Raw genomic sequence first — 22,490 nt, 5'->3', positions numbered from 1 at the left:
AAACGTTTTGGCAAGATACACTGAAGCGAAATGTCGCCTTTGCCGCCGAGAGGGGCAGAAGCTGTTCCTCAAGGGTGACCGTTGCTATACCGATAAGTGCGCCTATGAGCGCCGCCCCTATGTTCCGGGCCAGCACGGTCGCGCACGCAAGAAGACCAGCGACTACGCCATCCAGCTGCGCGAGAAGCAGAAAGTGCGCCGTATTTACGGTGTGCAGGAGAAGCAGTTCCTCTCCTACTTCCATCGCGCTGACATGAAAAAGGGTGTGACCGGTACCAACCTGCTCGTCCAGCTTGAAACCAGGCTCGACAACGTGGTGTACCGTCTCGGATTTGCGAATTCCCGCACTCAGGCCCGTCAGCTGGTCCGCCACGGCATCTTCCAGCTCAACGGCCACAAGGTCAATGTCCCCTCCTTGCAGGTCAAGGAAGGCGACGTGATCAACGTGCGCGAAAAGAGCAATAAGATCCCCGTGATCCAGGAAGCCCAGGAAGTGATCGCCCGCCGCGGTTGCCCTGATTGGCTGGAGGTTGATGGAACTGCTCTGAAGGGCACTGTTAAGGCAATGCCTGTCCGCGAGGACATCCAGTTCCCCATCAATGAACAGCTGATCGTCGAATTGTACTCCAAGTAACAGGTGTAGTGATGATCATCCAAGACGGCGACAAATTGATCAACACCCGGAATTGGTCCGAGCTGGTCAAACCAGAGCAGATTGTACGCGACCCCAAGAGCAACGACCGCTATGGCAAGTTCATTTGCGAGCCCTTGGAACGCGGCTTTGGTACGACCATCGGAAATGCCCTGCGCAGAGTTCTGCTTTCTTCGTTGCAGGGCGCCGCAGTTGTAGCGGTGAAGATCGAGGGCATTCAGCATGAGTTTACCACCATGCCGGGTGTGCTCGAGGACATTACGGACATCGTCTTGAACCTCAAGCAGGTCAGGTTCATGATGACCACCGAGGAGCCGCAGCACCTCACCCTCACCGCCGACAAGAAGGGCGAGATCACCGCTGCCGCCATCTCGGAGAACCAGAACGTCACCGTTCTGAACAAGGACCAGCACATTGCCACGCTGACCGAGGACATCCCCTTCCGGGCTGAACTCGAAATCAGAATGGGCAAGGGATACGTCCCCGCTGAAATGCAGGAAGGGTTGAGCGACGAAATCGGTCTTATCCGCCTCGACGCCAGCTTCTCCCCCATCAAGAAGGTTGCCTACAGCATTGAGCAGGCTCGTGTGGGTCAGATGACCAACTACGACAAGCTCATTCTGGAAGTCTGGTGCGACGGCTCCGTCATCCCTGAGGATGCCGTGGCTTACAGCGCCAAGATTCTCAAGAACCAGCTGTCGGTGTTCATCAACTTTGATGAGCAGACCTCTGATGAGGAGCAGACTGGATCGCAGGGTGGTGTCGATCTGAACCCCAACCTGTTTAAGAGCATTGACGAGCTCGAGCTTTCCGTTCGTGCTACCAACTGCCTCAAGAGCGCAAACATTCGTTTCGTCGGCGAGCTTGTGCAGCGTTCCGAGGGAGAAATGCTCAAGACCAAGAACTTTGGTCGCAAGTCCTTGGATGAGATTCGCAGGGTCCTTGCCGAAATGGAACTTGAATTCGGCATGACCATTGAGAATTTCGACGAACGCTACCAGGAATGGCTGAAGAGGAAAGAAAGCGATGAGGCATAGAAAAGCCGGAAAGAAACTCAACCGCTCTGCGTCCCACCGCAAAGCGATGTTCCGCAACATGGCCAAGGCCATGATCACGCACGAGTCCATCCGTACCACGGAAGTCCGTGCCAAGGAACTGCGCCGAGTTGTTGAGAAGCTGGTGACGCTTGCTCGTAAGAACGACGTCCCCGCTCGCCGTCAGGCATATAAGGTTCTTGGCAACCACACTCTCGTTAAGCGTCTGTTTGACGAGATTGGCCCCCGTTTTGTCGGTGTCCCCGGCGGCTACACCCGTGTAGTCAAGCTGGGTCAGCCCCGCACGGGCGACTGCGCTCCCATGGCAATCATCGAGTTCACCCGCACCGCTGGTGAAGTTGAGGAGAAGAAGGAAGCGCCCAAGAAGGAAGCCCCTGCAAAGAAGGCTCCCGCCAAGAAGGCCGCCCCTAAAAAGGCTGCTGAAAAGAAAGAGGAGAAGGCCGACGAGGAGAAGCCCAAGAAGGCTCCTGCCAAGAAAGCCGCTCCTAAGAAAGCTGCCGCCAAGAAGGAAGAGAAGGCCGACGAGGAGAAGCCCAAAAAGGCTCCTGCTAAGAAAGCCGCTCCCAAAAAGGCTGCCGCCAAGAAGGACGAAGAGAAGAAGGAAGACTAGCTCTTCACTCTCTCCCTTCACCTTACGTATAGAACAGGCCCCTCGGGGCCTGTTTTTTTTGGTTTTCCGTGGGTGGGTGTTTTCCTGCGGTGGCGCGGGACGCTTAGGGCGCGTATCCCTGTGGTTTCGGCCGCGTGGGGGACGCGCTTTTTGCGGCGCACGGCGGGGGACCGGTGGGGCGGTGGGTTCTCTCTGCTGTCGTCTGAGAGAGTCCGGCCGGTCCGGCCGGTCCTGTGGGGGGCTGGCGGTGCGGTTGGATTTGTAGCGGTGCGCGCCGGAGGTGAGGGCTGCACTACGCTGTCCCGAATGGTCCGGTACGGTGCCATGTGCCCCGCACGGGCGACGCCCAAACGGGTGGGGGCCACCAATGCAGGAGGCATAAGCGGTATGGCTCATGGCGGGACGGTGAGGCCCGCTGTCCGCGCGGCACAAGGGCACGGGCGGCCCCGGTGGGTTACCCCAGAGGCAACCCAGAGGCCCCTGCGTCTGGCCGCACAGCGTCAAAACCGCGCCACATTTCCATGCGTCCGGACTGCGCGCCGATAATGCAGTGCTGGTCCCCTGCGCGGAAGTTCCACAAGGGCTCGTCGCATTGGGTGGTCATGGGCCACGCCAGGGTAAGCTCAGTGAAATACCGCCAGCGCTTTGCCGCATGAAAGCGGTCGATGGCTTCCGGCATCTCTACGCTGATGGAGCGGATAAGGCGCACGCCCATGGGGCAGACGGATGGGCGCGGGATGGTGTGCCCTTCCAGCGGCGGCATGGCGGCGTAAAAGGTCAGACATCCACTTTCCCACCGGACGGTAAAGTCGCACCCGGCGATGTGTTCGGTTTTGGTGGCGCAAGGGACACTGAGGCGTGCATGGAGGCTCAGCAGACCGTGTGGCGTGACGCCAAGATGCGTTTCCACCATATGTCGGACGTTGTGAATGAGGTCCATTCTCTCCCCCGCAGGTCTGTTTCAGTGAATATATATAGCATGCCCTATATTGCATGCGTGGTTGGGTCAACCCCTTTTCTGCCCGGTGTGGTCAAACGCCCCAGTTTCCAAACCTTGGCAAATGTATTACGTATTTCCATCATGGACATCAGGAGATTAGAAGCCTTTTCAAAGGTCTATGAATGCCGCAGTTTCTCCCGCGCGGGGCAGGAACTTTTCCTGTCGCAGCCGACTATTTCGGCGCATGTTTCCGCACTGGAGGAAGAGCTGGGCGTTCGGCTGTTTGACCGCATGGGGCGCGTTGTGCTGCCCACGCAGGCTGCCGAGATTTTGTACACGCATGCCCAGCAGGTGTTTTCCTGCTTGGAGCAGGCCCGCACCGAAATATTGCTGGTGCAGGACCGCGTGGCGGGCAACCTGACTGTGGGCGGAAGCACTATCCCTGCGCATTTTGTGTTGCCGTCGGTGTTTGCGGGGTTTGCCGCCTCGCACCCGGATGTGCGGCTGCATTTGAGCGTGGGCGATACGCGCGACATCATCGCGGGCATTTCGTCAGGGGAGTACCTGCTTGGAATGGTGGGTGCCAAGGCCCCTGCGCCGGACGTTCGGTTTGAGCGCATTCTGGATGACGAACTCATCGTTATTGCCCCGCCCGGCCGGTTTGGCCTGAGTGGCCGGACCGTGCGCCTCGCCGAGGTGCTGGAGGTACCGTGGGTGATGCGCGAGCAGGGTTCCGGCACGCGCAGGGCGCTGGAAGGCGCGCTGATGCAGCGTGACGTGGACCTGCGCAGCATGCAGGTGGCCGTGGCCGTGGAGAGCACGCAGTCCGTGTTGCACTATGTGCAGGCCGGGCTTGGCGTGTCCGTCACCTCGCGTCTTGCGGCGGGAAGCATGCTGGAACGGGGCGAGTTGGTTGAGGTACAGGTTCCGGAGCTTCGCATTGAGCGCAGCTTCTACCTGGCTTACAACGACCGGCGCCACCTGTTTCCGGCCTCGCGCTACTTTATGGAGTACCTGCGTGAGCGGTGCCGCATGGGCATCGGCGGAGTTCGTCAGGGCGCGTAAGCGTCGCGGAAAGGGGCGCGAAGCCCCACGCTTTTTTTGTAACCCCAACACGAAGACGAGGAAACGTCATGGCCGAGAAGAAGCTGGTCGAGACCGTACGCGCTGCGGGTTGAGCCGCCAAAATCGCTCCGGGGGACTTGGAGCAGGTTTTGGCGGGGTTGACGCAGCGCCCGGATGACCGGCTATTGGTCGGTGCCGGGGATAACGAGGACGCGGCTGTACTGCGCTTTCCCGCTGGGAAGGCTATGGTGCAGACCGTGGATTTCTTAACGCCAGTCGTCAACGATCCGTATCTGTTCGGACGCATTGCCGCTGCCAATGCGCTATCGGACGTCTATGCCATGGGCGGTGAGCCGTGGTCGGCGATGAATATTGTCTGTTTTCCGGTAAAGAATCTGCCCAAGGAGATGCTCCGCGACGCGCTCCAAGGCGGATATGATGCTATATTGGAAGCAGGAGCCGTTCTTGCCGGCGGGCATAGCGTTGAGGATGAGGAATTCAAATACGGCCTGGCTGTGACCGGATGCATTGATCCGGAGCATATGGCCACCAACCGCGGCCTGCGCGCCGGGGACCGCCTGCTGCTGACCAAACCCATCGGCACGGGCGTCTTGGCGACGGCTGTGAAAGGGCGCTGGGAGAACAGCGCGGAACTTGAGGCCTGCCTTGGCCGTTGGGCCGGGCGTTTGAATAAGGCGGGTGGCGAAGCCATCCAGACCTTTGGCCTGCTGGGCGCCACGGATGTGACCGGCTTTGGCCTTGGCGGGCATGTGCTGGAGATGGCGCGCGCGTCCAAGGTTGGCGTGGAGCTGACCCTTGCGGACGTGCCCATTATGGATGGCGCACTGGACCTTGCGGGTATGGGCCTTGTGCCGGCTGGCAGCTTTGCCAACAAGAACTTTTGCAGTTCGCAGGTGGCGGTTGCCGATGGCCTTGATGCCGTACGCGTGGACCTTGTGTTTGATGCGCAGACCTCTGGCGGGCTGGTGCTTGCTGTGCCGCAGGAGCGCGTGGAGGCTGTTCAGGCTTTCCTGCGCGAGCGAGGCGACATGGCCGCGTGCATCGGCAGGGTGGTCCCTCGCGAGAACGCGGACGCCAGCTTGAACATTGTATAACGGGGAGGGGTGTATGTTGGCGCATTGCAATCACCGTGGGCCAATTGGCGCTGCGACCGTGCGGCGTCTGCCGCGCTGTGTGATGCCATGCGCCGCATGCGCTCCTGCCGTCTTTGCCGACGCCGTGGGTGCGGCCTGATGGCGGGCTGGCTGACGGTGCATGACGCCTCCGGGCGCGGCTTGTCCGTGCCTGTGGTCAGTGGGCGAACCCTTGCACAGGTGGTGTATGTCAGCGGCGAGTGGGAAGCCCCGGCGCTCTGCTCGGGCGTTGGCCGGTGCGGCCTGTGCCGGATGCGTTTTCTTTCTCAGCCACCGCAGGCGCTGGACGAAGAGGTCCGCCTGCTCGGTCAGGATGCGGTGGACGACGGGTGGCGGCTTGGGTGCCGTCATCTCGCCGTGGAAGGCATTGAAGTGGAAATCCCCGCGCGCCCACGCGTCCGGGCGGCAAACGGCCGCGGGCATGAAGCTGGAGAGCCGCTGTGTCTTGCTGTGGACCTTGGGACAACTTCGGTGCATTGGTCGGCCCTGCGCGGGGGGCAACGTGTTGCCTCTGGTGTGTTTTTGAACCCGCAGATGGGCGCTGGCAGCGAGATTATGTCCCGGCTCGCCTTTGCCCGGTCGGCCAGTGGCGCTGAGGCTATGCGCCGCCTTGTTGTGGAGCGCCTGCAGGAGTGCATTGCGCAGCTCCCATCGCCAGTTGCCCGCATTGCCCTTGCCGGAAACCCGGCCATGACCTCGCTGCTCTTGGAGCGTCCGTCGGACGGGCTGTGCGCCGCCCCGTACTGCCTCTCCCACCTTGAAGGCGAAATTGTCCGTGTGGCTCCCGGCGTGCCCCCGGCGTATGTTTTTCCGCACATCGGTCCCTTTATCGGCGGCGATATTACCGCGGGGATGGCGTGGCTGCTTTCAGCGGACACGCCGCCGGAATATCCATTCCTGTTTGCGGATATGGGCACGAACGGCGAGTTTCTCCTTGCCCTGTCGCCTACCGAATTTTTGGCCGCCAGCGTGCCCCTTGGGCCTGCCCTTGAGGGCGTGGGGCTTGATTGCGGCACGGTTGCCGCGCCCGGCGCGGTGACCAGCTTTGCCTTAACGCCGCGAGGTCTTCAGCCGCGCCGCCTTGGAGCGGGCACTACGCGGGGCATCAGCGGTACGGGGTACCTGTCTCTGCTGTCCCAGTTGCGTTCCAGCGGCATGATGGACGCTGGCGGGCAGTTTTCGCCCGGTGCAACGCCACTGGCGCGGAGCCTGGCGCGCGGGCTGCATACTGTGGACGGCGAGGCGCGCCTTGACCTTGGCGAGGGGCTGTATTTGTCCGCGTCAGATGTGGAGGAAGTGCTGAAGGTGAAGGCGGCGTTCAATCTCGCCTTTGCGCGGCTGTTGCGCGGCGCAGGGCGGCGCGCCCATGAGCTTGCGGGTATATACCTTGCGGGCGCCCTTGGGGAGCATGTGCCGCCGCGCGCCCTTGAGACGCTGGGCTTTTTGCCGCCGGGAGCGAGCGCCCGCGTGACCATGGCCGGGAACACCGCCCTTGCCGGGGCCGAGCGCCAATGCGCGGACATTGTCCTGCGCGAGACCGCGCGCGATGTCTCCACGCGCGCCAAGGTGCTGGAATTGGCCGAAGATGCCCAGTTCAGCGCGCAATATCTGGCCTGCATGACCTTCGACCACGTGACCCTCCACACCGATAACAGCGGGCTGTGATGAACGCTGCGGCGTCCCTGAACGGACTCGCGGTAGGGCGCGCCGCCTGCCGCCAGTGTCCCGCACTCCAATTGGGCCGCAGTGATGTCCAGACGGCGGCGATTGTGCCTCCCCAGCCTGCCATTCCCCACTCCTTTTTCAGAGCCTGAGGCGAGAGCGCGCAAATCTGCCGCCGCTACTCCCACAGAGTATGTCTGTGCGTTGCATGGAGGCATGCAAAAGAAGCCGCCGTCCCGGTGAATCAGGGCGGCGGCTTTTGCGTGTGGTATGGGGCGCTGGCGCGGCTGGCGCGTGAGATGTTTCTGTCCAACCACCAAGGAAGCATGCGCGGCGAAAGAGCGGGGCGCGGCGGGCACGGAGCGGGACACCGCGCGGCGCACATAGCGAGCGTCGCTCCTTGGAGGCAGCGTGCTGTGCCGTCAGCTAGACCGTCTTCCAGTCCTTGATTTGCAGGTCGATGGACGCCGTGCCGCGGTAGCGGTCAATCTTGGGCGTAAAGGCCAACTGCACGGATGCGCCCTCGATGTGCGGCGGGATATGCTCGGCCTGCCGCCACGCCTTGGCGCTGAGGCAGACGCCGGAGTCCGGCTCCACAAGGTCCAGCTTGACGTGGTTTTTGCCGAACACGCGGCGGCGCTGCACGCGCACCGCGCGGGAGGTGAACACCGGTTCGGCATTGCCCATGCCATAGGGCTGGAGGAGTTCCAGTTCCTTGAGCAAAGTGAAGTCGATGTCCGCAAAGGCCAGCTCGCCGTCCACGTAGAGGGTGGGGGTGAGTGGCTCATCGCCGCACTGTTTGGCCACGGCGGCGTCAAAGGCGTCCCGCAGGGCGTCCAGATTGGCTTCCTCAAGGGAAAGACCCGCGGCCTGTTTGTGCCCGCCGAAGCCGAGGAGAGTGTCTGCGCAATCGCAAAGTCCGGCGTAGAGGTCGAATTCCTTGGTGCTGCGCCCGGAGCCTTTCAGGTGGCCGTTTTCCTGCGTAATGATGAGCGTTGGGCGGTAATGGGCCTCCACAATGCGCGAAGCCACAATGCCGATGACCCCGGGGTGCCAGTCCGGGTGGTAGAGCACCAGCCCGAGGCGGTCCAGCTGCTGTTCGGCTTGCTCCTTGGCCTGCTTGAGGATGGTGTCCTCTGTGGAGCGGCGCTCGGTATTGAGGGTATCCAGCTTGGCGGCAAGGGGGCGCGCGGTGTCGTAGTCTTTGGCCAGCAGGAGCTTCAGCGCGTTTTCCGCTTCGCCGATGCGGCCTGCGGCGTTGATGCGCGGGCCAAGGCCAAAGCCCACCTGTCCTGCGCCAAGGGCGGCGGACGGCGAGAAGCCGCTGGCTTCCTTGAGGGCGGCAACGCCGGGGCGGCGCGCTTCGCCCAGCAGGAGCAGGCCGTTTTTGACGAGGATGCGGTTCTCGCCCTGCAGTTTGACGACGTCGGCCACGGTGCCAAGGGCGACAAGATCGAGGAATTGGCGCACGTCGATGGGGTCGCCGGGCAGCAGACGGTTGAGGGCGGCCATCAGCAAAAAGGCCACGCCCACACCGGCAAGGTCCGGGCAGGGGCAGTCCGCAAGGCGTGGGTCCACCACAGCGTCGGCCGCGGGCAGGGTCTCGCCGGGAAGGTGATGGTCGGAGACGACAACCGTCATGCCAAGCTCCTTGGCGCGCGCGATTTCGTCAATGCTGGTGATGCCGCAGTCCACGGTGAGCAGCAGGTCAACGCCTTCAGCGGCGAGGGCCTCAAGCCCTTCGATATTCAGGCCGTAGCCCTCGGTGAAGCGGTTTGGCAGGTGGTGGCGCGCAGTGTAGCCACGGCGCTCCAAAAAGTCCGTCACCAGCGCGGTGGAGGTGACGCCGTCCACGTCGTAGTCGCCCCACACGGCAAAGGTCTTGCCGGCAGTGAGACCGTCGGCCAGCACCTGTGCGGCCTCTGTGAGGCCGGGCAGGGCGTCCAGCGGGGCCAGATGTTTGAGTCCGGGACTCAGAAAGATATCCATATCCTGCAGGCTGTGCTGACCGCGTTGCCACAGCAGGTTGGCGATGAGGGGCGTCACGCTCAGTGAGTCGGCCCATGTGGCGATGTCCGAAGGGGCTTCGGAGCCATTGGGGCGGGGAATCCATATTTTCGACATTGATGAAGCCTCGGTGAGTCGTTCGTTATACCGTCACTAGCGGTGTAGTGGTCCTGCGCTGTGGCGTCAACCGGCGGGACGCAGGGGCGCGTGGCGCGCCACCGGTGAAGACTGGCGGGCCGCAGAGGGCGTGAAGCGTTGATGGATGCGGGCGGTTAGGTGAGGGCGCGCAGCAGGTCGCTGATGCCTTCGTCTTCGGCAAGTTCGGCCACCTCGGCCATGAGGGTGTCCGCGTCAAGGTCGAACTCCTCAAGGATGCTTTCCCACGGTCCGGCGACCTTGCGGTCCGGGCCGTCAAAGCGCACGGCCATGGCGTCCGCAAGGCACAGAATCTTGGCGTGGAGCACGTAGTCCGGGGCATTGTTTGGGGCGTGGTGCCAGTTGACCGGTTCGGTCAGCGACGGCGGCAGATTCATGGACCGCAGAGCCATGGCGCCAACCACGCCGTGCTCCAGCCCCCAGTATTCGTCCTCGGCCTCGGCGATGGAGAGGGCCTCGTCCTTGGCTAACTGGGTGATGCGTTCCCAGTCCTCAGGCCGCAGCAGGGCAGTGAGCAGCTTGCCAAAGTCGTGGAGCATCCCCGCCGTGAAGATTTGGTCCGGGATGAGCGCTTCGGCGTCTTTGGCAAGGGGCAGGGTGCCAACGTGGCAGGCGATGTGCTTGGCCGTGGCGGCGGTGATGAGCTGATGCCGCCAGTATTTCTTGAGGTCCAACACGCCGCGTTTCATCTTGGCGGCCAGCCCCTTGACGCCAATACCCAGCACCAGACAGCGGATGGTCTCCAGCCCTAAAAGGGAAACGGCCCGCGCCGGGGATTCTACCTCGGACTGCAGGCCGTAATATGCGGAATTCGCCATGGAGAGGACCTTGACGGTCAGGCCCTGATCGGCGGCGATGCTATCTGCGATGTCACCAAGGGATGCCTTGGAATCTTCGTCCGTCTGGGCGAACAGGGTCGTGAGAATCTGCGGTGAGAACGGCAGATCGTCCTTGAGCGCTGTGACACTGGACAGAAGTTCGGAACCCTTGTCATGTGACATCATAGTTGAACATTATAATTCGCGCTGGATTTTTTTGCACCTTTTTTCTTGGGAGCAGGGGGTGTTGCCCCCTGAATGGCGTTGCCTTCGCTGTCCACAAGGCCCTTTTCCTTGAGCCATTCAAGGAACTTTCCGGCCTCTTCGAAATTGGCGTTCAGTTCAAGGGCCTGCATCAGGCTCTTGGCCGCGCCGCCCCAGTCCTCCTTGTCGAAGCAGACCCGCGCAATATTGTAGTGCAGGTGCTCATCCTCGGTAGAAAGCTCCAGCGCGCGGGCGTAGTAGTCCACGGACTGGTCGAGCATCTTGTTCTTGCGGAGGTTGATGCCGAACTCGTTGAACAGATGCTTGTGCTCCGGCTCAAAGGCGGCGTCCAGCTTGACGAGGCGTTCGAAGATGTCGTTGGCCTTGGCGTCGTCGCCGCGTTCGAGGTAGGTCAGCCCAAGGCCGAAGTTGGCGCGGACGTTTTCCTCGTCGATGCTCAGGGCGTTGTTGAACTCCAGCTCTGCGCTGAAGGTTTCGCCCTTTTCGCGGTGCTTTTCGCCGCTTTCCACGCTCTGCTGGAGCTCCTTCATCTTGGGGAACACGTTGGAAACGTAGAATTCCGGCTCCGGCGAGAACTTCTCAAGGAATTCATCGCGCGGGACGCTGCGCTTGGCGCCGGCGGGCACGTAGTTGACATTGAGCGGCTGCACGAGAACCGTGCCGCCGTCACCTTCTACAGCGTACCAGAAGGTTTTCTTGATGGTTTTACGGGTGGTGGTTCCGGTGCCAACCTTCTGCACGGTTTGGGACGAGAACACACCCTTGATGTGGTCCTTGTGTCCGGGAGCGTGCGAGCTGTGTTGTGTATGCTCATCAGTCATGACGTACCCCTTTCGTGCGTTATAAAACGACAGACGCCATCTGTTCAAGGAAAACCGCAGTCGCCTCGGCCGGGGAATCCGCGTCGGTGATGGGCCGCCCTGCGACGAGGAAGTCCGACCCGGCGGCAACGGCCTGTGCGGGCGTCATAACGCGGCGCTGGTCGTCGCCTGCTGCGGCAAGGCGGATGCCCGGCGTCAGGCACATGAAGTCCGCGCCGCAGGCGTCTTTGATGGCGGCGGCCTCGTGCCCGGAGCAGACCACGCCGTCCAGTCCGCAGTCTGCGGCAAGGCGGGCGTAGCCAAGCGCCACGTCGGCGACGGTGACGCCCTCCGGCAGGGCGAGGTCCGTTTCGTCCATGCTGGTCAGCACGGTGACGGCAAAGAGCAGCGGGGAGCGCCCGGTGATCTGCGCGCCGTCGCTCAGGCCTTCACGCGCGGCCATAAGCATGCGGCGGCCACCGCAGGCGTGCACGTTGACCATGTCCGCCCCGGCCACAACGGCGGAGCGCACCGCGCCACGCACGGTGTTGGGGATGTCCATGAACTTGAGGTCCACAAAGACCTTAAAGCCCATCTCCGTCAGGGCCGTGATGATGCCAGGGCCGGTGGCGGTGTACAGCTCTAGGCCGACCTTGACCCATGTCAGGCGGCCTTTCACGCGCTCTGCCATGGCAAGGGCGCTGTCGCTGTCGGGGAAATCGAGGGCGAGGACGAGTTCGGCCATGTACGTTCCTTGTCTATTCGGCTTCGGGTTTGACGTGGAGGATGCGCTCCAGCAATCCGGGCATCAGGCGCGGGCGCGTTCCTTCGGCGAGGTAGACGCTTTTGAGCAGCCTGTAGGCGGAGTCGAGGTCATCGTTGATGATCCAGTGGTCGAACTCCGTCGCCTTGGCTATTTCGCCGGGAGCGTTGTCGATGCGGCGGCGAATGGTGTCGTCATCGTCGGTATTGCGGTTCTCCAGACGCTGGCGCAGTGCGGTCATGGTGGGGGGCAGCAGGAAGATGAAGCTGCCTTCGCCCGTGTTCTGCCGTAGCTGGCGCGCGCCCTGCACGTCGATGTCGAACAGGATGTCCTGCCCTTCTTCCAGCAGGTCGAGGATGGCCTGCTTGGGGGTGCCGTAGCAGTTGCCGTGCACCTCGGCCCATTCGGCAAAGAAGCCTTCTGCGGCCAGTGCGCGGAAGCGCTCCATACTGACGAAGTGGTAGTCCACCCCGTCCCGTTCGCCTTCGCGCGCGGGACGGGTGGTGTAGGAGATGGAGAATGAAATACGCGGGAATTCCTCGCGCAGTCGGCGGATGAGCGTGCTCTTGCCGGTACCGGAGGGGGCGCAGATGACCAGCATCAGCCCGCGGCGGTTATTCATTCTCTTCGTCCTCCTGGCTGAAGCGCTGTCCAATCGTCTCGGCCTGAATGGCGGAGAGGATGACATGGTTGGAATCGGAAATGATGATGGAGCGGGTCTTGCGGCCCTGGGTCGCGTCGATGAGGCGGCCCGCCTGCCGTGCGTCTTCGCGCAGTCTGCGCATGGGCGAGGACGACGGGTTGACGATGGCGATAACCCGTGTGCTTACGACAAAGTTGCCGAAGCCGATGTTGAGCAGACCGTTTTTTTGCATAATCATAACTCGTATGTGTTGTGAAGGTTGGCGGTGTTATTCGATGTTCTGGACCTGCTCGCGGCATTTCTCGAGCTCGGCCTTAAAGTCGACCACAATGCGGCTGACGTCGGTGTCCTGCGCCTTGTTGCCGCAGGTGTTGATCTCGCGGAAGCACTCCTGAAGGATGAAGTCCAGCCGCTTGCCTGCGTCCCCGCCGTTTTGCATCACTTCGTCAAGGCGCACGAGGTGGGCGTCCAGACGGGTGAGCTCCTCGGTGACGTCGATGCGGTCGGAGATGACGGCGATTTCCTGCAGCAGGCGGTCCTGATCCAGTTCCACGCTGTATTTGTCCAGCACGGTCTGCATGCGCTTTTCCACGGTTTCAAACCGGGTTTCCTTCACCTGCGGGGTGCGCTCCTTGAGCTGCTCCAGCCACTTCGAGAGGCGTTTGACGCGCACGAGGAGGTCGTCCTTCATGGCTTCGCCTTCAACGTGGCGGGCGTCGTTCCAGTCATCAAGGGCTTTGACGAGGCCCTCTTCCAGACCGGCCTGCAGGGTGGGGTCCGGCTCGCTGGAGCTGTCTTCCCACAAAAAGGACATGCCCATAAGGCGCATGTAGTCCGGCGTAAAGTCGTCGCCGCGCTCGGTGGCGAAGGCGCTGATTTGGTCGAGCATGGCGGTGGCCATGGTGCTGTTCAGCGAAAGACCAAGGATGTCCGGGCGGGAGATTTGCAGGTTAAGCTGCACATTCACGCGGCCACGGGTGGCGTGCTCGCGGACGATTTTTTCAAACCGTGTCTCAAGGGAGCGGACGCTGGACGGCAAACGCCACTTCAGGTCCAGATGGCGGCCGTTGACGCTGCGGATTTCCCATGCCTGTGACCAGCCGTCACCCTGTGATGCGTAGCGGCCGAAGCCTGTCATGCTTTTGATCATTCTACCCTTTCCTTTGGGGAGGGGAGGCGTTCTCCCCCGTCGTATGTGCTGAAGACGCCCACTGGCGGACCATTGGGCGTCGTGTTCTTTGGATGTAGTGGTGTGGGTGTGTTAGTCGCCTTTTCCCGCGATGTCCATAGGTGTTGGCGCTTTGACACTACAGGCGCACTCTGCGGGCTGAACCAGCAGGGTGGTGCCGTCCACCCCCACGGGGCGCGCCGCCACCATGCGGCGCAGCGCGCCGCCCGGAACATCGGCCGTAAAGCGGCAGTCTGCGTAATATTGGCAGATGCCGCGCGCCGGGGACAGCTTCTCCAAAACCACGTCAAGACGCTCCTGCCCGGCCAGTGTGGCGAGGAAGGCCGCCTTTTTGTCCGCCGCCACCTCACGCAGCAGGCGCGCACGGTCCTTTTTGACCGCTTGCGACACTTGATTGGGGTAGCGCGCGGCCGGGGTTCCCGGCCTTTGAGAATACGGGAAAACATGCGCGTAGGAAAGCGGCAAGGCCGTACAGGCCGCAAGGGTCTGCCGGAAGTCCTCGTCGGTTTCGCCGGGAAAGCCCGCAATAAGGTCCGTGCCAAGGCCAAAAAGCGGCCACACGCCGCGCAGACGTTCCACCCATGCGGCGACTTCGTCCGGACCGTAATGCCCGCGGCCCATGCGCCGCAGCACCGCCGGGGCAAGGCTTTGCAGGGAAATATGCAGTTGCGGGCTGGTCAGGCGCGAGGCGGCCAGCACCTCAAGCGCGCGGTCCGTGAGCTGCGCCGGGTCCAGCGAGCTGATGCGCAGGCGCGCGCTGCCGGCCCAGTCCGGGGCAAGCTCGCGCTCCAGATATTCCAGCAGGTCCCAGAAGTCCGGGGAGCCGGGCAGGTCGCGCCCGAATTGGCGCAGGTTGATGCCCGAGAGTGTGGCCTCGTGCCATCCGGCTTCGAATAGGCGGCGGACTTCCTCGGCAACGCCCTGCATGGGGCGGCTGACCGATGCGCCGCGCGTGCTGGGGATGATGCAATAGGTGCAGCGGTGGGTGCAGCCGTCCTGTACCTTCACCACCGCGCGCACGCGGTTGTAGCCCGTGATGGAAAATTCGGGGAAGTGCGGCGCGGCTGTGTCTGCGCCGTCAGCCTGCTTCTGAGCGCAAGGATGTTCAGGCGCGCAGGAGGGCTGTGGGGCGTCGTGGGCCATGGGCAGGGTGAGGAGCTCTTCCTTACTGGACTGTGGCACGATGAGCGCGTCCGAAAAGTCCTTGGCAAGGTCGTCCTGCATCACCTGCGCGGCGCAGCCGGTGATGATGATGCGGGCCTGCGGCGCGGTGCGGCTGAGCTTGCGGGTGCGTTGACGCAGGTCGCGCACGGCCTGCGCGGTAACGGCGCAGGAGTTCAGCAAAATGATGTCCGCCCCGGCCGGGTCGGCCGTTTCGGCGTAGCCCGCGCTGGTCCATGCCTCGCGGATGGACTGGCTTTCGTACTGGTTGATTTTGCAGCCGAGGGTGGAAATATGGAACGTTTTGACGCTGTTCATGCTGTGATGATGCCACCGGCGAGAACGGTGCCGTCAGCGTCGTAGACGGCGGCCACCTGTCCGGGCGTTGGGCGGGTATGGGGTTCGATGAAGGCAATGCGCATGGCATTGCCGCGAAGGGTGACCGTCGCGGGCTTGGGCCGCTGGCGGTAGCGCGTCTGCACGAGGACCGTCTGGGGCCATTCATCCGCCGGGACGAGGATATTCACGTCTGCAACGTCGCAGCCGGGCGCGGGCAGTTCGTCCTTGGGGCCGACAATGAGGGTGTTGACGGCGGTATCCTTGCCCACCACGTAGAGCGGCTGGGACCATGCCACGCCAATGCCCCGGCGCTGCCCAAGGGTGTAGCGCCACAGGCCGTTATGCCTGCCGAGCTTGGTGCCGTCCGCAAGGGTAATGGCACCGGGACCGGGCAGCGTGTCCACGCGCGACTGCAAGAACGCGCAGTAGTCGTCATCCGGCACAAAGCAGATTTCCTGACTCTCGGACGGCAGGGGCGGGGTGATGCCGCGCTCGACCAGCGCGCCGCGCACGTCGGTCTTGCGCCACTCCCCGAGGGGGAGGACGGCGTGGGCCAGCCGGCCTGCCGGGACGAGGGAGAGGAAGTAGCTTTGGTCCTTCACCGGGTCTTCGCCGCGCCGGAGTACCTGCCTGCCGCCTGCGTGGACCATGCGGGCGTAGTGCCCGGTGGCGATGCTGTCCGCGCCCATGCTTCGCGCCGCATCAAAGAGCAGGCCGAACTTCATGGCCGGATTGCACCGGGAGCAGGGGTTGGGCGTTTCGCCGTCCACGTAGGACTGGACAAAGGGCGAGATGACCTGCTCGTCAAACTCCCGAGAGAGGTCAACGGCGGTGAAGGGGACGCCGAGGCTGGCGCACTGGCGCTCCAGCCCCTCAAGGGCCTGCGCCGTGGCGGGCGAAGGCGGAAGAAAGTGGGCGTGTACGGCAAACAGGTCCAGCCCGCGCTCCTTGAGCAGAACGAGGGTGAACAGGCTATCCGTACCGCCGCTGACGGCTACCGCTGTCTTCATATGCAGTTCGTTTCTTTTTGCACGTTGTGCAGGATACGTCGAAGCCCCGCAGAGCGGGGCTTCGTGTGATGTTGTTCTATTCCAGGCCCTTTGGCGCGGGCAAGGGGTCCAGTCCGCGCATGAGCGCGCCGGACGCGGCAAGCAATCGGTCTTCCGCAAAGGCCGGGCCGAGCAATTGGAGGCCAACGGGCATCCCCGTGTCCTCGCCAAGGCCGACAGGCAGGGAAATGCCGGGCAGGCCCGCAAGGTTCAGGCTGATGGTGTACACGTCCATCAGGTACATCTGGAGCGGGTCGTCCGTTTTTTCCTCAAGGCCCCACGCTGTAACAGGCGAGGCCGGACCGCAGATGATGTCGCACTTTTCGAAGGCGTCGAGGTAGTCCTGCCGGACCAGACGGCGCACCTGTGCGGCCTTGCGGTAGTAGGCATCGTAATACCCGGCGGAGAGCACATAGGTGCCGAGCATGATGCGGCGTTTGACCTCGTCGCCAAAGCCTTCGCTGCGCGAGGCGGTGTACATGTCGATGAGGTCGTGTGCGCCCTGCGCGCGCTTGCCATAGCGGACACCGTCAAAACGCGCAAGGTTGGAGCTGGCTTCGGCCATGGCGATAATATAGTAGCTGGCGATGCCGTACTTGGTGTGCGGCAGGTCCACGGGCACCAGCTCCGCGCCCAGTTCTTCGGCGCGCTTGATGGCGGCGCGGCAGCCTTTTTCCACTTCGGGAGCGAGGCCGTTGGCCCAGTATTCCTTGGGCATGCCAAGGCGGACGCCCGTCAGGTCCTGCCGTTCGTTGGCGGCGGCCACGTAGTCCGGCACCGGGCAGTCCACGGAGGTGGAGTCGCGCTCGTCGTAGCCGGCAATGGCGGAGAGCAGCAGCGCGGCGTCAGGGACGGAGCGCGTCAGCGGGCCAATCTGGTCCAGGCTGGAGGCATAGGCCACGCAGCCGTAGCGTGAAACGCGTCCGTAGGTGGGCTTGAGGCCCACGCAACCGCAGAAGGACGCGGGCTGGCGGATGGAGCCGCCCGTATCCGTGCCGAGGGAGCCAAAGCACTGCCCCGCGGCCACGCTGGCGGCGGAACCGCCGCTGGAGCCGCCGGGGATGCGGGTGGTGTCCCACGGGTTGCGGGTGACGCCGAAGGCGGAGTTTTCCGTGGAGGAACCCATGGCGAACTCGTCCATATTGGTCTTGCCGATGATCACCGCGCCGGCGTCGCGCAGGCGGGCCACGGCGGTGGCATCGTAGAAGGGCGTAAAGTTTTCCAGAATCTTGGAGGCGCAGGTGGTGGGGGCATCCTTGGTGGCAAGGATGTCCTTGACGCTGACGGGCACGCCCCACAGGGGCTTGTCGGTCTGCGGGCCTTCGGCGTCGAGGGCCTTGGCGTAATCAAGGGCGGCCTCGGCCTGAACGGAGGTGAACGCGCCGACGCGGTCCTCTGTGGCCGCGATGCGGTCAAGGCAGGCCTGCGTGGCTTCGGTGGCGCTGATGCTGCCGCTGGCAAGCATGTCGCGCAGTTCTGTCAGTGTCTTTGTGGTCAGCTCGGACATATGTGAATCCTTAAAAAAGAGTCTGTTTGCCGTGGCTCTAGACGATGCGGGGCACGATGAAGGAACTGCCGTCGTGCTCGGGCGCGTTGCCGAGGACGTCCTCGCGCTCGCAGTCGCGGCGGACTTCGTCCTCACGCAGGCGGGAGACGTGCTCCACCGGGGAGTACAGCGGCTCCACGTTTTCGGTGTCGGCTTCGCCCAGCTGGTCCATGTAGTTCAGAATATCGTCAATCTGCCCTGCAAAGCGGGCGAGTTCCTCGTCGCCCAGGCTAAGCCGGGCCAGACGGGCCACAGAAGCGACCTGTTCGGGACTGATTTTCATAACGTGGTCTCCTTAGAGGGGGCGTAGACGCCCGTCTTATTGCAGGCTGTCCTGCTGCGCATCTGCGCCGGTTTCGTCGGCGCGGCGATTGAGTTTCTCAAGCAGTGTGCGGACGCGCTGGTCCAGCGTGCCGCTGGTGTTGCCGTCCTTGAGGAGCTTTTTCAGCTCCTCCAGCTCGCTTTTGTCCTTCAGCATCTGCACGCGCTCGGCATGCTGGGCGCGCACGCGGTCAAGGCGGGCCTTCAGGCGGTCCTTGTCCACGGGCACAAAGCCGCTGGACGTGGGCTGGAACAGGAACATCTGCTGATGGGCCTTGCCCGCGTCGTCCCACTGGATGGGAGCCATGCTCCATGTGATGGACTGCGCGTCGTGCACGGCGGAGTTGACGCGGGAGGACCACGTGCTCTTCACCGGGCCGAGGGCCTGCGCAAAATGGACGAAATCGTAGCCGAGGGCAATCCAGAAATCCGGAGCGCCCAAACCGTCCTGCTCAAGGGCGGTGCGCAGTTGCTGCGCGGCCGGGGAGGGATTGTCGTCCCACCATGCGCCGGGGAACACCGCAAGGCGGAAGTAGCGCGCCTCGATGTCATTGTCCCGGGCGATGCCCTGCGCCCACAGGGACGGCCCCATAAGCAGCAGTCGGTCTTCGTCGTAGAAGAACAGCTGCGGCACCAGTTGCTCGGCCTGCGCCCAGCCGTCCGGCATGAACAGCGCCTTGAAGGGCGGGTTCGGGGGCAGTGGGTCGCCGTTGGCGAGCACAGGTTTTTGCTGTTCTTCGCCGTTTTCGTCAAGCTTTGGCGTGTTGACAAGTCGGCGCACCGGCGCGCCCCACTTGGTGGGAGCGGACGGCGGATAGCTTTCGGTTGCGTTCACACTGGCGAGGCGCGCTTCGGCCTCCGCGCGGAAAATCTCCGTCAGGCGCGTGCCGAACGGCTCGTCAGGATGCAGGGCCGCAAGGTCGGTGATGCCGTAGGTATCAACGGCAAGATCCAGCAGCGTGCTGACCTGATCCTGCGGGCTGGAGAAGAAGCGCCATGCGTCGCGGCCCTCGCGGGCGCTGCCAAGGCTGGGCAGAAAGGCGAAGTAGGGCCTCCCGTCCGTCAGGCCGTTGGCGTGGATGGTCTTAAAGGTACTGATGCGCAGGGGACCACCCACAACGCGGATGGTGTCCGGCAGGGCCGCCAGCTTCTGCTGCCAGCCATGGGCGGCGGTGTTGATGACACGGATGTTCATGTGCCCGCCCTGCATCAGGATACGCCACTGGGCCACGCCCGCGCCGCGCAGAATCTTCCAGCCGATTTCGCCGTAGGGACCGGACAGGGGCAGGGCAAGGGCGATGCCGCCGGCCTCTTCGGGCACGTCGCGCTGCTCCAGAAGCGGCGCGAGGATGCTGCTGACCAGTCCTTTGTCCGCGAAGTTCCCCTCGCGGGAGAGACGGTTCAGGCTGTGCCACGCGCTGGACCACGTGTCCTCGCTTTGGGCGAGGCGGCGGGCTTTTTCCAGACGGATGATGGTGTAGGGAAATTCGTTTTGCCGGGAGGGGGGAATGATGTCCACGAGGGCGTCGAGGATGTCTGCCCGCTCGTCGCGCAGTTCCACAGCAAGGGCGCGTTCCAGCTGACCGTGGGACAGCTCTGCGGGTTCGGGGGAGTTGGCGTAGATGCCATCAAGGGTGCGCATGGCATTGTCCAGCTCCTGATCCACCCACTGCAGGCGCGCCAAGGTGATGCCCGCCTTAAAGCGCAACTCCCACGGGCGGCTGGTGTCATGCAGCAGACCGGTGAGGTGCTGGCGGACTTCATCGCGCTTGCCCAGCAGGTCCATGGCGTCGGCAAAGATGATATGCCAGTCCCACGCGTCGCGGACCGTGGGGTCGGTGGTGGCCAGCGTGTCCAGTGCGTCCAGCGCAATGTGGGCGTGGCCGTTTTTGACGGCGCTCTGCCCAAGGCGCATCAGGGCAAGGCGCTCATCAGCGGCGGCAAGGCCGCCACGCTCCAAAAGGCGCGCGTAGAGCATTTCGCTCTCGCCGTAGTCCTTGGCCTTCCATGCGTTTTCGGCCCGCTGGTCCAGCGGGAGTGCGCGCGGCGTGCCGGGCATGGGCTCTGGTGTGGTGGGGAGGGATTTCTTGCCACAGCCAAGGGCCGTCACAAGAAACAGGAGCATCAGAAACAGGGCGGCATAGCGGGCCGCTGGCGAATATGGGGAACGGTCGCGTGCGTTTTTCATCGGCATAAGTGGTGTTCGGGGTGTCGCCGCTATGGGCTGGATATAAAAATCGGCCTGTCCGCCCATGATGAGCGGACAGGCCAAGCTATACCCGTTCCAGAGCGAAGGCAAGCGCGGGGCCGGTGGCCCCGCGGTACTTCGCCGAATGGTTTTTAGACTTCCTTGTAGTCGGCATCAACGACGTCATCGTCGTCCTTGGCTGCACCGCCAGCCTGGGCGCCGCCAGCCTGAGCACCGGCGTCCTGGCCGTCCTGCTGCTGGGCATAGAGCTGCTCAGCCAGCTTGTGGGAGGCTTCGGCAAGGGCGCTGGTTGCGGCTTCAATCTCGGCGAGGTCGTCGCCTTCCATGGCCTTCTTCAGCGCTTCTACCTTGGTCTCGATGTCGGTCTTCACGGCGCTGTCGAGCTTGTCGCCCAGATCCGTGATGGACTTTTCGGTGGTGTAGATGAGGGTGTCGGCCTGGTTGCGGGCTTCGATGAGCTTCTGCTTGGCCTTGTCCTCTTCTGCGTGGTTTTCAGCTTCCTTGACGAGGTTTTCGATCTCGTCCTCGGACAGACCGCTGGAGGCGGTGATGCGGATGGACTGTTCCTTGCCCGTTCCGGTGTCCTTGGCGGAAACGTTAACGATGCCGTTGGCGTCGATGTCGAAGGTGACCTCAATCTGCGGCACGCCGCGGGGGGCGGCCGGGATGCCGGTCAGCTCGAAGCGGCCAAGGGTCTTGTTGTCCGCGGCCATGGGGCGCTCGCCCTGCAGCACGTGGATGGACACGGAGGGCTGGTTGTCAGCCGCCGTGGTGAAGACCTGGCTCTTCTTGGTCGGGATGGTGGTGTTGCGCTCGATGAGCTTGGTGCACACACCGCCAAGGGTTTCGATGCCGAGGGACAGCGGGGTAACGTCGAGGAGCAGCACGTCCTTTACGTCGCCAGCGAGGATGCCGCCCTGAATGGATGCGCCCATGGCGACCACTTCGTCAGGGTTCACGCTGCGGTTAGGCTCCTTGCCAAAGAACTCGGTGACCTTCTGCTGCACGAGGGGCATGCGGGTCATGCCGCCGACGAGGATAATCTCGTCGATGTCGGACGCGGACAGGCCGGCGTCGGACAGGGCCTTCTTGCAGGGCTCCACGGTGCGGGCCACAAGGTCTTCCACCAGACGCTCCAGCTTGCCGCGGGACAGCTTCACCAGCAGGTGCTTGGGGCCGGTCTGGTCAGCGGTGATGAACGGCAGGTTGACCTCGGTCTCCATGGAGGAGGACAGTTCCTTCTTGGCCTTCTCTGCGGCTTCCTTGAGGCGCTGCAGGGCCATGCGGTCCTGAGAGAGGTCGATGCCGTTTTCGCGCTTGAACTCCTCAACGAGGTAGTCGATGACGCGGTTGTCGAAGTCTTCGCCGCCGAGGAAGGTGTCGCCGTTGGTGGCGCGGACTTCCACGACGTTGTCGCCGACTTCGAGGATGGAAATGTCAAAGGTGCCGCCGCCAAGGTCAAACACGGCGATCTTTTCGTTGGCCTTCTTGTCGAAGCCATAGGCGAGGGACGCGGCGGTCGGCTCGTTGATGATACGCTTCACCTCAAGACCGGCGATGCGGCCTGCGTCCTTGGTGGCCTGACGCTGCGAGTCGTTGAAGTAGGCCGGAACGGTGATAACGGCCTCGGTAACGGTCTCGCCGAGGTAGGATTCGGCGTCGGACTTCAGCTTCTGCAGGATGTTCGCGGACAGCTCTGCGGGGCTGAGCAGCTTGCCGTCGAGCTCGACGTAGGCGTCGCCGTTGGAGTGTGCGGCAATCTTGTAAGGGCAGTTGTCGGCCCAGCCCTTAATGGCCGGATCCTCGAACTTGCGGCCCATCAGGCGCTTAACGGCGAAGACGGTCTTGTCGGAGTTCGTGACGGCCTGGCGCTTGGCCAGCTCGCCCACGAGGCGTTCCTTATCGGTGAAGGCGATGATGGACGGGGTCGTGCGGCCACCCTCAGGGTTGGAGACGCACTTGGGGTCCTTGCCTTCCATCACATAGACACAGGAGTTTGTGGTTCCCAGGTCGATACCGATGATTTTGCCCATATTATGAATTCCTCCTCTTGGAAAAAACTTTCGACGTGAAAAGTCGTTTGTCACTTACGCTGTTCAAAGTAATGCGCCTGACCCGGCTGTAAA

The 22,490-nt window shown here is 63.1% G+C and carries 19 protein-coding genes and 1 pseudogene; 6 read left to right on the top strand and 14 right to left on the bottom strand.

Going from position 1 to position 22,490, the window contains the following annotated elements:
- Positions 1–7: 7 nt before the first annotated feature.
- From rpsD to rplQ, 3 genes and pseudogenes are all read left to right on the top strand, one after another.
- On the top strand, positions 8–634 hold the full coding sequence (gene rpsD / locus ACI3L3_RS00695) for a 30S ribosomal protein S4 (RefSeq protein WP_404843171.1): 627 nt from the start codon (positions 8–10) through the stop codon (positions 632–634).
- Between the two features lie 11 nt (positions 635–645).
- A complete protein-coding gene (locus ACI3L3_RS00690; protein WP_404844101.1) occupies positions 646–1,689 on the top strand; it encodes a DNA-directed RNA polymerase subunit alpha in 1,044 nt (347 codons plus the stop codon).
- Positions 1,679–2,050, top strand: a pseudogene (gene rplQ / locus ACI3L3_RS00685) (50S ribosomal protein L17); the annotation flags it as partial. The gene ACI3L3_RS00690 and the pseudogene rplQ, both read left to right, overlap by 11 nt.
- Positions 2,051–2,771: 721 nt before the next feature.
- On the opposite strand, the gene ACI3L3_RS00680 reads toward rplQ, so the two are convergent.
- Complete coding sequence (locus tag ACI3L3_RS00680) at positions 2,772–3,257, bottom strand: hypothetical protein (RefSeq protein ID WP_404843170.1); 486 nt, start codon at positions 3,255–3,257, stop codon at positions 2,772–2,774.
- 141 nt (positions 3,258–3,398) lie between these two features.
- Between ACI3L3_RS00680 and ACI3L3_RS00675 the strand changes: the two genes are divergently transcribed.
- From ACI3L3_RS00675 to ACI3L3_RS00665, 3 genes are all read left to right on the top strand, one after another.
- Positions 3,399–4,322, top strand: a complete 924-nt coding sequence (locus ACI3L3_RS00675) for a selenium metabolism-associated LysR family transcriptional regulator (RefSeq protein ID WP_404843169.1) — start codon at positions 3,399–3,401, stop codon at positions 4,320–4,322.
- Between the two features lie 68 nt (positions 4,323–4,390).
- Complete coding sequence (gene selD, locus ACI3L3_RS00670; RefSeq protein WP_404843168.1) at positions 4,391–5,437, top strand: selenide, water dikinase SelD; 1,047 nt, start codon at positions 4,391–4,393, stop codon at positions 5,435–5,437.
- A gap of 24 nt (positions 5,438–5,461) precedes the next feature.
- On the top strand, positions 5,462–7,141 hold the full coding sequence (locus tag ACI3L3_RS00665; RefSeq protein ID WP_404843167.1) for an ASKHA domain-containing protein: 1,680 nt from the start codon (positions 5,462–5,464) through the stop codon (positions 7,139–7,141).
- 423 nt (positions 7,142–7,564) lie between these two features.
- On the opposite strand, the gene recJ is transcribed toward ACI3L3_RS00665, so the two are convergent.
- From recJ to dnaK, 13 genes are all read right to left on the bottom strand, one after another.
- On the bottom strand, positions 7,565–9,262 hold the full coding sequence (gene recJ / locus ACI3L3_RS00660; RefSeq protein ID WP_404843166.1) for a single-stranded-DNA-specific exonuclease RecJ: 1,698 nt from the start codon (positions 9,260–9,262) through the stop codon (positions 7,565–7,567).
- Between the two features lie 155 nt (positions 9,263–9,417).
- Positions 9,418–10,305, bottom strand: a complete 888-nt coding sequence (locus ACI3L3_RS00655) for an HDOD domain-containing protein (RefSeq protein ID WP_404843165.1) — start codon at positions 10,303–10,305, stop codon at positions 9,418–9,420.
- Complete coding sequence (locus ACI3L3_RS00650) at positions 10,302–11,165, bottom strand: tetratricopeptide repeat protein (protein WP_404843164.1); 864 nt, start codon at positions 11,163–11,165, stop codon at positions 10,302–10,304. Before ACI3L3_RS00650 ends, ACI3L3_RS00655 begins: the two co-directional genes overlap by 4 nt.
- Positions 11,166–11,184: 19 nt before the next feature.
- On the bottom strand, positions 11,185–11,889 hold the full coding sequence (pyrF, locus tag ACI3L3_RS00645) for an orotidine-5'-phosphate decarboxylase (protein WP_404843163.1): 705 nt from the start codon (positions 11,887–11,889) through the stop codon (positions 11,185–11,187).
- A 13-nt stretch (positions 11,890–11,902) separates the two neighbouring features.
- On the bottom strand, positions 11,903–12,529 hold the full coding sequence (gmk, locus tag ACI3L3_RS00640; RefSeq protein WP_404843162.1) for a guanylate kinase: 627 nt from the start codon (positions 12,527–12,529) through the stop codon (positions 11,903–11,905).
- A complete protein-coding gene (locus tag ACI3L3_RS00635) occupies positions 12,522–12,788 on the bottom strand; it encodes a DUF370 domain-containing protein (protein ID WP_404843161.1) in 267 nt (88 codons plus the stop codon). The genes gmk and ACI3L3_RS00635 overlap by 8 nt, the downstream gene beginning before the upstream one ends.
- 30 nt (positions 12,789–12,818) lie before the next feature.
- A complete protein-coding gene (locus ACI3L3_RS00630; protein ID WP_404843160.1) occupies positions 12,819–13,700 on the bottom strand; it encodes a YicC/YloC family endoribonuclease in 882 nt (293 codons plus the stop codon).
- Positions 13,701–13,811: 111 nt separating this feature from the next.
- Positions 13,812–15,218 carry a tRNA (N(6)-L-threonylcarbamoyladenosine(37)-C(2))-methylthiotransferase MtaB gene (mtaB, locus tag ACI3L3_RS00625; protein WP_404843159.1) on the bottom strand — a complete coding sequence of 469 codons (1,407 nt, stop codon included), beginning with the start codon at positions 15,216–15,218 and terminating at the stop codon, positions 13,812–13,814.
- A complete protein-coding gene (mnmA, locus tag ACI3L3_RS00620) occupies positions 15,215–16,249 on the bottom strand; it encodes a tRNA 2-thiouridine(34) synthase MnmA (RefSeq protein ID WP_404843158.1) in 1,035 nt (344 codons plus the stop codon). The genes mtaB and mnmA overlap by 4 nt, the downstream gene beginning before the upstream one ends.
- A gap of 76 nt (positions 16,250–16,325) precedes the next feature.
- On the bottom strand, positions 16,326–17,795 hold the full coding sequence (gatA, locus tag ACI3L3_RS00615) for an Asp-tRNA(Asn)/Glu-tRNA(Gln) amidotransferase subunit GatA (RefSeq protein WP_404843157.1): 1,470 nt from the start codon (positions 17,793–17,795) through the stop codon (positions 16,326–16,328).
- 37 nt (positions 17,796–17,832) lie between these two features.
- Entirely contained in the window at positions 17,833–18,117 is a 285-nt protein-coding gene (gene gatC, locus ACI3L3_RS00610) for an Asp-tRNA(Asn)/Glu-tRNA(Gln) amidotransferase subunit GatC (protein ID WP_404843156.1), read from the bottom strand.
- 36 nt (positions 18,118–18,153) lie between these two features.
- Positions 18,154–20,349, bottom strand: a complete 2,196-nt coding sequence (locus ACI3L3_RS00605; RefSeq protein ID WP_404843155.1) for an ABC transporter substrate-binding protein — start codon at positions 20,347–20,349, stop codon at positions 18,154–18,156.
- Between the two features lie 146 nt (positions 20,350–20,495).
- Positions 20,496–22,397: a molecular chaperone DnaK gene (dnaK, locus tag ACI3L3_RS00600; protein WP_404843154.1), complete on the bottom strand. Its 1,902-nt coding sequence runs from the start codon at positions 22,395–22,397 to the stop codon at positions 20,496–20,498.
- Positions 22,398–22,490 lie beyond the last annotated feature (93 nt).

Origin of the sequence: Desulfobaculum sp. SPO524 (genome assembly GCF_044987625.1) — a bacterium.
Taxonomy (GTDB): domain Bacteria; phylum Desulfobacterota; class Desulfovibrionia; order Desulfovibrionales; family Desulfovibrionaceae; genus Desulfobaculum.
Note: the sequence above shows the minus strand (reverse complement) of the source record. Positions and strands in the feature narration are given on the sequence as shown.

What these genes read in the sequence shown, in the direction of transcription:
- ACI3L3_RS00690 (WP_404844101.1), top strand. Translation starts at nt 646, where the DNA reads ATGATCATCCAAGACGGCGACAAATTGATCAACACCCGGAATTGGTCC.
- ACI3L3_RS00680 (WP_404843170.1), bottom strand. Translation starts at nt 3,257, where the DNA reads ATGGACCTCATTCACAACGTCCGACATATGGTGGAAACGCATCTTGGC.
- ACI3L3_RS00650 (WP_404843164.1), bottom strand. Translation starts at nt 11,165, where the DNA reads ATGACTGATGAGCATACACAACACAGCTCGCACGCTCCCGGACACAAG.
- ACI3L3_RS00675 (WP_404843169.1), top strand. Translation starts at nt 3,399, where the DNA reads ATGGACATCAGGAGATTAGAAGCCTTTTCAAAGGTCTATGAATGCCGC.
- mnmA (WP_404843158.1), bottom strand. Translation starts at nt 16,249, where the DNA reads ATGAAGACAGCGGTAGCCGTCAGCGGCGGTACGGATAGCCTGTTCACC.
- ACI3L3_RS00605 (WP_404843155.1), bottom strand. Translation starts at nt 20,349, where the DNA reads ATGCCGATGAAAAACGCACGCGACCGTTCCCCATATTCGCCAGCGGCC.
- mtaB (WP_404843159.1), bottom strand. Translation starts at nt 15,218, where the DNA reads ATGAACAGCGTCAAAACGTTCCATATTTCCACCCTCGGCTGCAAAATC.
- ACI3L3_RS00630 (WP_404843160.1), bottom strand. Translation starts at nt 13,700, where the DNA reads ATGATCAAAAGCATGACAGGCTTCGGCCGCTACGCATCACAGGGTGAC.
- gatC (WP_404843156.1), bottom strand. Translation starts at nt 18,117, where the DNA reads ATGAAAATCAGTCCCGAACAGGTCGCTTCTGTGGCCCGTCTGGCCCGG.
- ACI3L3_RS00635 (WP_404843161.1), bottom strand. Translation starts at nt 12,788, where the DNA reads ATGATTATGCAAAAAAACGGTCTGCTCAACATCGGCTTCGGCAACTTT.
- ACI3L3_RS00655 (WP_404843165.1), bottom strand. Translation starts at nt 10,305, where the DNA reads ATGATGTCACATGACAAGGGTTCCGAACTTCTGTCCAGTGTCACAGCG.
- gatA (WP_404843157.1), bottom strand. Translation starts at nt 17,795, where the DNA reads ATGTCCGAGCTGACCACAAAGACACTGACAGAACTGCGCGACATGCTT.
- gmk (WP_404843162.1), bottom strand. Translation starts at nt 12,529, where the DNA reads ATGAATAACCGCCGCGGGCTGATGCTGGTCATCTGCGCCCCCTCCGGT.
- recJ (WP_404843166.1), bottom strand. Translation starts at nt 9,262, where the DNA reads ATGTCGAAAATATGGATTCCCCGCCCCAATGGCTCCGAAGCCCCTTCG.
- pyrF (WP_404843163.1), bottom strand. Translation starts at nt 11,889, where the DNA reads ATGGCCGAACTCGTCCTCGCCCTCGATTTCCCCGACAGCGACAGCGCC.
- dnaK (WP_404843154.1), bottom strand. Translation starts at nt 22,397, where the DNA reads ATGGGCAAAATCATCGGTATCGACCTGGGAACCACAAACTCCTGTGTC.